Source organism: Staphylococcus sp. AS1337 (assembly GCF_051408735.1).
Lineage (GTDB): Bacteria > Bacillota > Bacilli > Staphylococcales > Staphylococcaceae > Staphylococcus > Staphylococcus xylosus_B.
This window is the reverse complement of sequence record NZ_JBOIHZ010000001.1, coordinates 461,575-473,601: the sequence shown is the minus strand read 5'-3', so window position 1 is coordinate 473,601 and position 12,027 is coordinate 461,575. Positions and strand designations below refer to the sequence as shown.

Annotated in this window: 10 protein-coding genes; 2 read left to right on the top strand and 8 right to left on the bottom strand. The window is 33.0% G+C overall.

The window, feature by feature from the left end:
* Positions 1-355: 355 nt before the first annotated feature.
* On the bottom strand, positions 356-874 hold the full coding sequence (ssb, locus tag ACSUE0_RS02200) for a single-stranded DNA-binding protein (RefSeq protein WP_119613825.1): 519 nt from the start codon (positions 872-874) through the stop codon (positions 356-358).
* 18 nt (positions 875-892) lie between these two features.
* On the bottom strand, positions 893-1,198 hold the full coding sequence (gene rpsF / locus ACSUE0_RS02195) for a 30S ribosomal protein S6 (protein ID WP_017723387.1): 306 nt from the start codon (positions 1,196-1,198) through the stop codon (positions 893-895).
* A gap of 428 nt (positions 1,199-1,626) precedes the next feature.
* On the opposite strand from rpsF, the gene ACSUE0_RS02190 reads away from it, so the two are divergent.
* Positions 1,627-2,433, top strand: a complete 807-nt coding sequence (locus ACSUE0_RS02190) for a GH25 family lysozyme (protein ID WP_119613826.1) — start codon at positions 1,627-1,629, stop codon at positions 2,431-2,433.
* Positions 2,434-2,582: 149 nt separating this feature from the next.
* Here ACSUE0_RS02190 and ychF read toward each other — a convergent pair whose 3' ends face one another.
* From ychF to ACSUE0_RS02160, 6 genes are all read right to left on the bottom strand, one after another.
* Positions 2,583-3,680: a redox-regulated ATPase YchF gene (gene ychF / locus ACSUE0_RS02185; protein ID WP_017723389.1), complete on the bottom strand. Its 1,098-nt coding sequence runs from the start codon at positions 3,678-3,680 to the stop codon at positions 2,583-2,585.
* Positions 3,680-3,895 carry a DUF951 domain-containing protein gene (locus ACSUE0_RS02180; protein ID WP_017723390.1) on the bottom strand — a complete coding sequence of 72 codons (216 nt, stop codon included), beginning with the start codon at positions 3,893-3,895 and terminating at the stop codon, positions 3,680-3,682. The genes ychF and ACSUE0_RS02180 overlap by 1 nt, the downstream gene beginning before the upstream one ends.
* A gap of 21 nt (positions 3,896-3,916) precedes the next feature.
* Positions 3,917-4,801: a mechanosensitive ion channel family protein gene (locus ACSUE0_RS02175; RefSeq protein WP_119613828.1), complete on the bottom strand. Its 885-nt coding sequence runs from the start codon at positions 4,799-4,801 to the stop codon at positions 3,917-3,919.
* A 1,056-nt stretch (positions 4,802-5,857) separates the two neighbouring features.
* A complete protein-coding gene (locus ACSUE0_RS02170) occupies positions 5,858-6,226 on the bottom strand; it encodes a DUF2294 domain-containing protein (protein WP_119614431.1) in 369 nt (122 codons plus the stop codon).
* A gap of 186 nt (positions 6,227-6,412) precedes the next feature.
* On the bottom strand, positions 6,413-9,061 hold the full coding sequence (locus tag ACSUE0_RS02165; protein ID WP_436955875.1) for a DUF2309 domain-containing protein: 2,649 nt from the start codon (positions 9,059-9,061) through the stop codon (positions 6,413-6,415).
* Position 9,062: 1 nt separating this feature from the next.
* Positions 9,063-10,592, bottom strand: coding sequence for an NADH dehydrogenase subunit 5 (locus tag ACSUE0_RS02160; RefSeq protein WP_436955873.1), 1,530 nt, complete (start codon positions 10,590-10,592; stop codon positions 9,063-9,065).
* Positions 10,593-11,083: 491 nt separating this feature from the next.
* Here ACSUE0_RS02160 and ACSUE0_RS02155 point away from each other — a divergent pair, with 491 nt between their 5' ends.
* Positions 11,084-11,986 carry an AraC family transcriptional regulator gene (locus ACSUE0_RS02155; RefSeq protein ID WP_436955871.1) on the top strand — a complete coding sequence of 301 codons (903 nt, stop codon included), beginning with the start codon at positions 11,084-11,086 and terminating at the stop codon, positions 11,984-11,986.
* The last annotated feature ends 41 nt before the right edge of the window (positions 11,987-12,027 follow it).

Below are 12,027 nucleotides of genomic sequence, written 5' to 3'. Positions count from 1 at the left end.
TTATCTTAGCATTAATTAATTACTTTAATTAATTATAATCTTACATTAAACTTTATTTATTATTAAAGTAATAATGCGCTCTTGAATTGCAATTAACTCTATTGTATTATTCTGATTTTTCAGTTATTTTAGAACGTAGGTTTTTAATTAAACTCTATTTATATCATGCTCTTACGAATTTTTCTCAGTTCAGTAAACACATAATTATAAAAACAAAAAATACACCTTCAATACTTGAAGATGTATTATAGTTATCATATTATACTTCACACATTTACACACACATATAATATAATTTCACACATTTTAATATACTTTTAAATAGTCTACACAACATTCACACAATGTTTGTAGATTAGAACGGTAAATCGTCATCACTAATATCAATAGGTCCGTTTGCATTTGCAAATGGATTATCTGATTGATTATTATTTGATGTATTGTTGTTATTATTGTTGTTGTTATTTTGATATGACGCTGTATTTTGTCCTGATTGTTGTCCGCCAAAGTTTTGGAAATTATTATTACCTTCTTGGCCATGACGTTGGTTTTGATTTTTAGGTTCAAGGAATTGAACACTATCACAAACTACTTCAGTTACAAAAATACGACGTCCTTCTTGGTTTTCATAGCTACGTGATTGAATGCGACCGTCAACGCCCGCTAAACTACCTTTGAATAAGTAGTTATTTACATTATCTGCTTGTTTTCTAAAAACAACACAATTAATGAAATCTGCTTCGCGTTCCCCTTGCGCATTTGTAAACGTACGGTTTACTGCTAGAGTAAAAGTCGCAACACTCACGCCTGAGGGTGTTGTTCTATATTCTGGATCTTTCGTTAAACGACCGACTAAAACAACTCTATTTATCATTTAAACGACCCCCATCTATTATTTTCTTGTCTTATCTTCGTCTTCACGAATTACGATATAACGGATTACATCGTCTGAAATTTTAGCTAAACGTTGGAATTCGTCAGTAGCTTCATTATCAGAAGTTTGGATACGTACGATATTGTAGTAACCTTCACTGAAATCATTGATTTCGTATGCTAAACGGCGTTTGCCCCAATCCTTAGCTTCTAAAACTTCTGATCCTTGAGAAGCCAAGATTCCGTTGAAACGTTCAACGACAGCTTTTTTAGCGTCTTCTTCAATGTTTGGACGAACGATGTACATAACTTCATATGTTCTCATTTTATAATTGCACCTCCTTGTGGTCTATGCGGCTCGTCATCATTTGTGACAAGCAAGGAATAATTTTCATTACTCACAATCAAGAATTATAGCACAAGGCTTTACTTTTTACAATGGTTATACATCTTTAGCAGTTCCTTAATTTAATATGCATGTTTCATATGAAACATTCGAAAATATTGATTTTTGCAATAGCTATTTCTCCTATTATAGATATTCGCTTACTTTATATTAAATAAATTGACACCATTTCATTTATTTAAATTTATAAATCACAATTCATTATTTTAATAAAAAATAAATGTCATTTAAGCTAAGGTTGAAAATCTACTTTAATTCTACTAGCATAACCACTATGTTCGTTTTTTATATTTTTAACCACTTTATTTTAGTGGTATTTTTTAAGTACATAAACAAAGGAGTATGTTATGGTTTCTGCAATTAAAAAAGGATTTATTACAGTATGTGTATTATTTGCATCAACAGCAACTATTAACTCTGCTTATGCAGCTGATAATACCTCAAGCCAAAAAGGAACAATGGGGTATGGATACCAGCAATATTTAAATAAACATCAAGAAAACGGTACAAATCAAGAGACATCAACCCGTTCTGATGATATTCAATCAGAAGCTGGAACTACACAAAATGGCGAACGTATTTTAGATATTTCTGAATGGCAAGGCGATTTGACTGATCAAGAAGTAAAGGACTTAAAAGCAAACTATGATTTCATTATCATTAGAGCCCAATACGGTTCAGAAAAAATAGACGAGTCCTTAGAACACAATTCTGATTTATTAGACAAACACGACTTAGATTTCGGTGTATATTCATATAGTATGTATGAAAACCCTGATGACGCACGATATGAGGCACAAACTTTATATAACCGAGCCCCAAAAGCAAGTTTTTATATAAATGATTTTGAACAAAATTCAGTTACTTCTGGCACTACCGAAGAAAGCACGGATGCTTGGTATGATGAAATGAAAGGTTTAGCTGGAAATAAAAAAGTACTATTTTATTCATACGAAAATTTCATGTTAGAACATGCTGAACAATCTGTAAAAAATTATGATGGTTACTGGATGGCTAACTACAACCCAGGTCAGCCTACTCGCGATCACGTTTTATGGCAGTATACTGATAGCTATGCTTCCCCTGAATTAAATCAAGAAGTAGATGCGAATTATACAGGACCAAATGTTAGTACTGATTGGTTCATCTCTTAACCTTTATAAACATAGTAAAGGGAATAGATCTTAAACTATTACCAATCTAATGATTAAGGCTGGGACAATTTAAATTGCCCCAGCCTGTTTTATAATATTGAGATATTTATACCTCAGTATTCCAATATATCATTTGGAGACCTATTGTTTTACACGTTAAATCTAAAGTGTACAACGTCGCCATCTTTCATAATGTATTCTTTACCTTCTAAACGCTGTTTACCAGCATCTTTGGCACCATTTTCACCGTTAAATTCAACGTAGTCGTCATAACTAGTAACCTCTGCACGAATAAAACCACGTTCAAAATCCGTATGAATGATACCCGCACATTGTGGAGCAGTCATACCTTTAATGAATGTCCATGCACGTACTTCTTGTACACCTGCTGTAAAGTAAGTAGCAAGACCAAGCAAGTCATAAGTTGTACGAATTAAACGATCGAGACCTGGTTCTTCAATACCTAAATCTTCTAAGAACATTTCTCTGTCTTCATCCTCAAGTACAGCAATTTCCTCTTCAATCTTAGCACTGATTACGATAACTTCAGAATCCTCTTTCGCTGCATATTCGCGGATAGCTTTTACTTTTTCATTATCTTCATCGCCAATTTCGTCTTCACCTACGTTAGCGATATATAACATTTCTTTAGATGTTAACAATTGAGCTTGGTTCACATATTTTTGATCTTCTTCTGTAAATTCCAAGCTTCTTACAGGATTTCCCTCTTCTAAAGCTTCTTTAATTCTTGATAAAATACGAGTTTCATTAACTGCATCTTTATCTTTTTGACGTGCCATTTTTTCTAATTTTGGTAAACGCTTATCTACAGATTCTAAATCTGCTAATACGAGTTCCATATTAATAACTTCAATATCATCAATCGGATCTACACGACCAGAAACATGTGTAACGTTATCATCATCAAAAGCACGAACAACTTGGCAAATCGCATCTACTTCACGAATATGAGATAAGAATTTATTACCTAAACCTTCCCCTTTAGAAGCACCTTTAACAATACCTGCAATATCGGTAAATTCGAATGTAGTTGGAATTGTTTTTTTCGGTTCTACCATTTCTGTTAACACGTCTAATCTACTATCTGGCACTTCAACTATGCCTACGTTAGGGTCAATTGTTGCGAATGGGTAGTTTGCTGCAAGTGCACCTGCTTTAGTAATTGCATTAAAAAGTGTTGACTTTCCTACGTTTGGTAAGCCGACAATACCTGCTGTTAAAGCCATTATTCATTCTCCTTATCGGTAGTATCTTGTTGTGATACCACAATTTTTTTTAGTTTTTTATTAAATGTTTGTCTAGGAATCATAATACTGCGCTGACAGTTTTCACATTTTATTCGGATGTCTGCACCTACACGAATGATTTTAAAACGATTCGTACCACATGCATGCTGTTTTTTCATTTCTACAATATCATTCAAACCGTAATTGGATGTCATTCTGTAACACCTCCGACCATCTTATGCATTATTTTGTTGATTTGCTTCGTATTGTACCATCATTGGTTGTGGCATTTTAATTTCTTTAAGTTTAAATAATTTCAATATTTCTTTTCTTAAAATACGTGCACCTGTAAAGCCTTCTCCAGGTATCGTCTCTGCAGAAATACGCAATACGATTTCATTATTTGTGATGGAATTTACACCAACAACCTCTGGCGTAGATATAAATAAATAGTATTTCGAGCGAATTGCCTCAAAAGAATCATTTAATTCATCTTCCACTTTATCAATATCTTCTGTTATAGAAACTGGAATTTCTACTATTGCTTCACCATTTATCACGGAGTAGTTCGTAATTTCACCAACACTACCATTAGGTAATGTAGTCAGCTCACCAGAAATAGTATTAATACGCATAGATCTTAATCCTATTGATTTAACAGTACCTTCTGCTACTGGAGCACCACTATTACTAATTTTAACATAGTCTCCTACATCAAATTGGTTTTCAAAAATAATAAAGAAGCCAGTAATAATATCTTTAACTACTGTTTGTGCACCAAAACCAACGGCTAAGCCAACAACACCGGCGCTTGCTATAATGCCTCCTACACTGATACCAAACTTACTTAAAATCGTAGTCAACACTATAAACCATACCACATATGAGACTACATTTTGCACTAATGATATTAAAGTTTTCGAACGTTTTTTATTACTATTCTTGCCTTTATTTTGAATTTTAAAGAACTGAGCAATACCTTTATTCACAAAATGTAAAATAATCCATGCAGCTACTACGTAAACTATTATCATTATTAAATTAGAGAGTAATGATTGATATGTTTCTGGCTGCAATAATGGCTCTATTATAGAATAGAGAATATTTTTCACTTGATCCAACTATATTTCCTCCTAACACAACTTCACTTCATTTTATTATAACCTTTTTAAAGGTAAAACAAATCCAACTTTCGCTCTAAATTAAAACCTTATCCACGATTTATGCTACTACTTAATTGCAGTAAAAGTTAACCTCATCTAGTTTATTAAAAATATAAACTTTAGCAAAGTATTTAAGCATAATTGTCACGTTATTTTTAACGTTTGTTGTTAAAAAATGGCAAAAGAAAAAGAACCATAATTAAAAATTATGATTCTTTAACACCCAATTAGCAATATTACTATAAACTTTCATAATAATTCAAGTGTATTTTTTATTTTTATAGAATAGCAAAAATTCAAATTACGTGATGTATAAAAATAATCGATTTTAATTAATCACATTTTTATGTGAATCGCTTAATAGCCACGAGTATAAAATTACATATAATTAATTTTTAAATAATTTTTATATATTAACATTTACGCATTGTTTTTGTACAGTTGGGGAATTTGTACCAAAAATTTATTCAATTATTATAATATTTATATGTAGGAGGTGAACTCACTTTTAGTAAACTTTGTATATTAATATGACTAACCGCTTTTACACAAGCTTTTAAACGAATTCATGTTACTTTATTTAAATAATACTTTTTTCGTCGTTGTTGGGTATTAAATGTTAAGTTACATATTATTTTCAAGCTAGTGGTTAAAGTTGAAATATTAATCCCGTAATACTTAGTTTATGTTCTACACTTTTAGAACAATGAATCTTTAACTAAGAATCTTAATTAAAGATTATGATACTTTAACACCCAATTATTTATATGATGATAGTTTTTAACGCAAACTTTACTCTTCCGGATTCCTAATTCATAACTAGTAATGTGCACATACTGTCCCTTACAACAGTATGTGCATTTTTGATGCTATTACCACATACAATATTATATTAAGTCTCGATCCCTGAAATATGCACTTAATTTACTTCTAATAACTTTTCATCATTACACATACTAATACACTTAATTTATCAATAAATTAAGTGTATTAGTTCGAAAAAATTAGTCATTGCTACTCAGTAAACTTTTTCTCTAAATCATTATATAATTTAAAAATCATTATACGTTCTCCAGTTATAGAGCTCAAATCTGTATGAAAGCTTTTAACTTCTTCCCCTAAAATTGTTAACACAATTTCATTAAGTTCTTCTATACCTGATTCTACAAGTTTAGAACGTGTTCGTTTAATCGTTAATAACCCTTCATTCGTGCCACAAACTTTATACTCTGCTTGTGTCAATACACCTTGCAAACTGACTATAATCATATCACGCAATATGTCTGTTTTAACTGAAAGAGAACCACGACCAAGGAAGTCTTTTTCCCACTGTGTAATTGCTTTACTGATTTCAGATTCATAGGTACCTTTGGTTTTTTTCATTAAATATACATCTCCTGTAGAACCAAAATTAGAAATTTATTTTAACAAAGATAACAGTACCATTTTTCAGCAATTTTCTCTATAGCTACGCTATATTGCCTAGGAAACATGAGCTATCTCAACCATATATCAAATTTATTTATTAAATGCCATAAATGTGGAGACATTAGATGTCCCCACAACCACTTAAAGGTTAGTTGTCCAATCATGCCATAAACCTTGTTCATCAACACTGGCTAATCTAACCCAACCATTAACTATTTTTTGATTAAAATCAGGATCATTATCCAATAAGTTTTTGATAAATGACTGTGGTGCTTGGATAACAATCAATAATCTTATCGGCGAATGGTACATCTTGTTATCAGACGCCATTACAGATTGCCATGGCAGTCCCGTTAATAAATCACTGGCGTTTCCTTGCATAACACCGATACCCGCCGTTACTGTTTGCGTTGCTTTACTACCACTACCATAAAAATGAGGTGCTACTGTCGACGCATAGTATTGCAGATTAATCCATTGCGCAACAAGTGCTGGACCGGCAATAATATTTGCTAATATGCTACCACCTTTATCATGTTGCCAATCATAATTATGCAAGAAGGCTCTACCTGCTAAATCACTATTTTTAGTTAATTCACGTTGGCCTATAATAAACGCTGCATTTTTCGCTAATCCCCATTCTGGTCTTATCTCGCTCCAATCATTAGCTTTACGATGAACTTGATTGACTGGGTTTGGCTTAACTATATTATTATCAGGTAACTGCGCCAATCTTTTTTCATTTGCGGCATAACTTATTTGAGGCATTGCCGCTTCTATTTTATCATAAGCTATTTGTGCTTCTTGAGATAATTCAGGTAAATATATCCACTTCAATTCATCTACTGAAGTTTGATGTTCTGCAGCTGCAAAAATAGTTTCTTCTGGGATTTCAATACCTTCCTGTAATAAACTTTCTCTGACCTCTGTCATATTACACAAATGAGCCAATACTTTAGCATTGAAACCACTGGCTGCCCCACCACATGCGCCACAATCTAATGAGGCTGCATAGGGATTATTAGCACTTTGACTACCATGACCACACATCACAACTAATGGTGCAAAGTCTTTAGTTAAATCCATTAATTTTAGTGCTTGTAATGTATAATTTACTTTTTCTGTTTTGGTGAAACCAATTGGTAATTCACCTTCAAAATGTATATGTTGATGGTTATGATGTTGATTACGATTCAATGTTAAGGTGGTATCTTGTGGTTTTTGTAACCAATTGCTATAAAACTTACGAATCATCGCTCCCGCACGTCTCGGGATAAAACTTCTCGTTAACATTTGTAGCGATAGCCAAGGTCCACTCAATTCCGGTAAAAGTAAACTAGGCAAAACGTTCTGTTTCATTTTTTTAAATGTATAAGTAACGGATTCTAATGCATGCTTCCGTTGTTGAAAAGCATTGGGCTCACGTTCATGTGTGTATTCTTGGATTTTATGCTGTGGTTGATTCATAACTGGTAATGACGGATGATTGTACTTACTTCCTAATTCAGATTTCTCAATTGGCAACCCAAAAAAACCTGCAATACCCAGAGTTTCAAACGGGCCAGCTGCTTCAATCTGTCTTCTAAAAGGCTCCGACCTTACATCAATACAGAATGCCATTTGAACTTCTACTTTTTGTGCTGTTATTTGGTGAGGTTGCTCTGGTACAATCATATCCTTTAATTGTTCATTATAGGTTTCTTCCCATGCTTCCAACCACAATTTCCGACACAATTGTTCATTAAACTCTTGCGCAAATTGCACATATTGTTCTTTTTCTTCTATACTTAACGTACGCCAAGTTTCTACCGTAAATCCACCCCACTGCAGCCATGACACAATGCTTGTTTCCAAAACACTTTCATCTTTAGCATCTGGAGGAGTTACAGGTAAATGAGGCTCTACGATTGCCCATTCCATCGCAACACGTATAGCAAGATAAGTAAATAATAAATCATGAACTTTCTTATGATGGTCATCTTGCCACATCATCATACCAGCCCAACCTGGCAATGATAATAAATGATTCTCTAAATATGTTTGAACTTCTATATCCTTAATACCTAGATTATTTAATGATGCTTTAAGTATTGATTCAACATCATTTGGCAATGATTGTAAACGTGTACGTTGTTGTTTAGTTAACGCTGGGTCATATGGAACTAATCTCTGCCAAGCATTAAAAAGTCCTTTATCTCTATTTGGCATCGTCCATCCGGATTGTGCGTCATCAATAAATAATTTGCACCATTTTATTACATGATAATCTAACGTATCGATTAATTTTTCATTTTTATCATCAAAGACGTATGTACTAATTAATGGCACTGATAAAAATTGTCCGGATGCAGTATTACTTCCCTTCAGACTTCCCGTCAAATCTTTCACGAGTTCATCTATGACGTCTTGTTCCTCTGAGTAACTCTCCAATGGCCGTAACTTTAATGCTTGTTTACCATATTGAATAGCGTGCGCTTTCGGAATAGATAACTTTGTCTCTTCTATCCATTGTTGAAAACGATGTTCTATATACTTATCGCTTATTTCACCTTGTTGCCTTGCTTCTATAATAGTTGTTCTCGCTGGATAAATATCAACTTTACGCTCTTGTTTTAACCAACTTGCTACTTCATCAAATGTTTTATCTTCTAATCCAGACCAGGGGCTTCTAGCAGCAAATACTGAAATGGGTGATAAAGGAACAATAACCTTGCTCGCAGTTTCAACTGTCATGCGAATATCATTAATGTAACTCGATTGCGCAATAGAATGTGTGTTTGATTTTCCCATTTTAGTGCCCTCCTTTGGATAAATATTTTTTTAAGTAATTAGGATGACGTTCTACTGTTTCAATTTTTGCATCACCTAAACGTACGATCCACATATAAATAATTGAAAATGCTACCGATGAACGGTGACGCGCTACCCACGTACTCATCAAACTACCAAATAATAAAATTAACGCAACAATTATGGTTGCTAACATAGGCGGCTGGGCACTATGAAATGCGATAGTATGCAAAGCATCACTAAAGAAATGGTGAACAATATAATAGACCATGCCGACTACACTAAGTACTAATAAACCCATGATACGACCAAAATTCCCTTCACCAAAGGCAACTAGTTGTGTCCAAGATACGGATAATGACCATGCTAAAATAAGACCACTAACTAAACGATAACCTTGTTCTGGAGCAGATAACCAAAAGCCAAGACCTATCATAATTGCTAAACCACGCCCTGCTAATATCCATAAGTAAGACATTCTTTCATTTGCACGACTCGGTACATTAAAATGTCGTACAGCCGAACCAGAGCGTAAAAAGAGTGTCGCTTTAAATAAACCATGTAATATTAGATGAATAATTGCAGGTATATATGCACCTAACGCACATTGAATTAACATAAATCCCATTTGCCCTATTGTTGAACCCACTAATAACCGTTTATAGTCTACATGTACTAAACTAATACCTGCACCTATAAGTACAGAGGCGCTCGCAAAGCATAATAAAACGATTGTTGCAATGTCACCGTTAAACAGTGGAGAAAAACGCGTTAGCATAATACCACCAGCATTCACAATGCCAGCATGCATGATTGCAGACACAGGCGTTGGCGCTGCGACTGATTCAATCAACCATCTTTGGAACGGCCATTGTGCTGCTGGGATCATAACCGCCAAGATTATTAACATATTAATGCCAAAACGTGTCCATGCATTGATTTGATCAAGGTTAACATCGGTAAAAATACCTGTATAATCCCACTCTCCTGTTATAATTCCTAACCATATAACAGCTAGCAATAATGCGAGCCAACTTAAGAAAAATAATTTTCCTGTAACAATTGCTGCTGCCCTTGTCACTCTCCAAGCACTCGTCAAACTAATCAGTAATGTTAGGCCAATTAATGTGAAACCCCAACTGACTACCATAATACGGAGATCGCCTGTTAACCATGCCATAGATGCAAAACTTGTCGTTAAAGTAAATAGCGTAAAGTATTTTCTATAGCTTCTATCTCCGGCCAAATAGCGTACACAATAACGTTGAATGATTAAACCAATAACTAATACAAAAAATGCCATCAACCAAGATAAAACATCTGAATACCATAAACCAAGATTGGTGTTCTTTGGTGCTGAAATTAAGCCAACGAATGCTATCAATGGCGGCAGTGCTACTAAACAAATATGTATATGAACGTACGCTAGTGATATGCGCTTATTTAAAAATATAACTCCACTTATTACTGAGATGAATATCGCGACAAATAATAGAATGATTAGTAATGATAAATTAGACGATGTAAGCATATCGCATCCTCCTCCGTTAGATATGATGACTGTAATCATAAAGTTAGATTTCTCTAAAATATAGTTGTAAGACTCATTAAAAAAAGCCGACAATATATAATAAATCTTCGTCGATTTATTACTATTATCGGCTTCATTACAACGCACTCTAATACTTTATGCAGTGATTTGTTTTGCTACCTATATATGTTGCTTTAAAATTTATAAATTATTTTACATATGTCGTATGATTTTCACTTTCTACTTCAATTTGTTTACTTTTTCAATTTGCCAATATTTCTATTAACGTCTTGCTAAAGCCCAAATAACCTAGTTTAAGCACACATCAACGACTATATTTATTTTTATTTAATATTACAAACATATACTTATTGTTCGTCATTGTCAAGAATCAGCAACTATCAATAACAAAAAAGTATTAATTCAATATAAATTTTATAAATATATATTGAATGTTTTTTACTTAAATAATGCTAAAATAATTAACAAATATGGAGGGATATAAGTTGACAAGAAAAATTGACTACAATGCTTATGGTTTTAGATTCAAAGGAGATTACCAGAATAATGTTGCTGGTTTAAGTGCAATAGGTTTTGAACTCGTACAAAGTTCAAATTATCGATGGCATGGTTTGCACAGAGGAGAACAAGATGTATACATTTTTCAATATACGACTCGTGGCTACGGTGCAATTTCTATAGGCACAAAAAATTATCAACTTTCTAAAGGTGATGCTTTTTTTGTTCGTGTACCAAGTAATCATTGTTACTATCTTCCCAATCATTCGAGTGAATGGGAATTTGTTTATTTTACAATTTATGGCGAAGAAGTTAGTAGATTATTTAATAGAATTGTATCTGCACATGGGAATATCCTCAAACTCCCTATAAATTCTGAACCTATAAAATATATTATAGAAACATTACGAAAAATAGACGCTGTGGGCATTAAACATGGATACGAATCTTCATCCTGTGCCTATACATTTATAATGAAATGCTTAGAGTATCTCGAATATGGTTTGCAGAAATCTAATAATCACCCTCTTCCTACCATAAAAGCAATTAATTTTATAGAAAATCATTATCAACAAGATATTACATTGGACGATATAGTAGCAGTTGCTGGCTTATCAAAATATCATTTTAGTCGTCAATTTCATAAAATTGTGAATGATACGCCTATTAATTTTTTAACAAAAACTAGAATTAAAAATTCATTAATTTTATTAACTAGAAGTTCTCAAAATATTGATTCTATCGCGTATGAAGTAGGTTATGCTTCTAGTAATTATTTTAGTAAAGTTTTCAAGAAAATCGTTGGTGTAACTCCCACTAATTATCGAAAAAACACTACAATCATGCCAGTTGATAAGTGGTTTATAGATTTATAAACAGCAATATATTACTCTTTTCAATATTATTTACGCTTGTT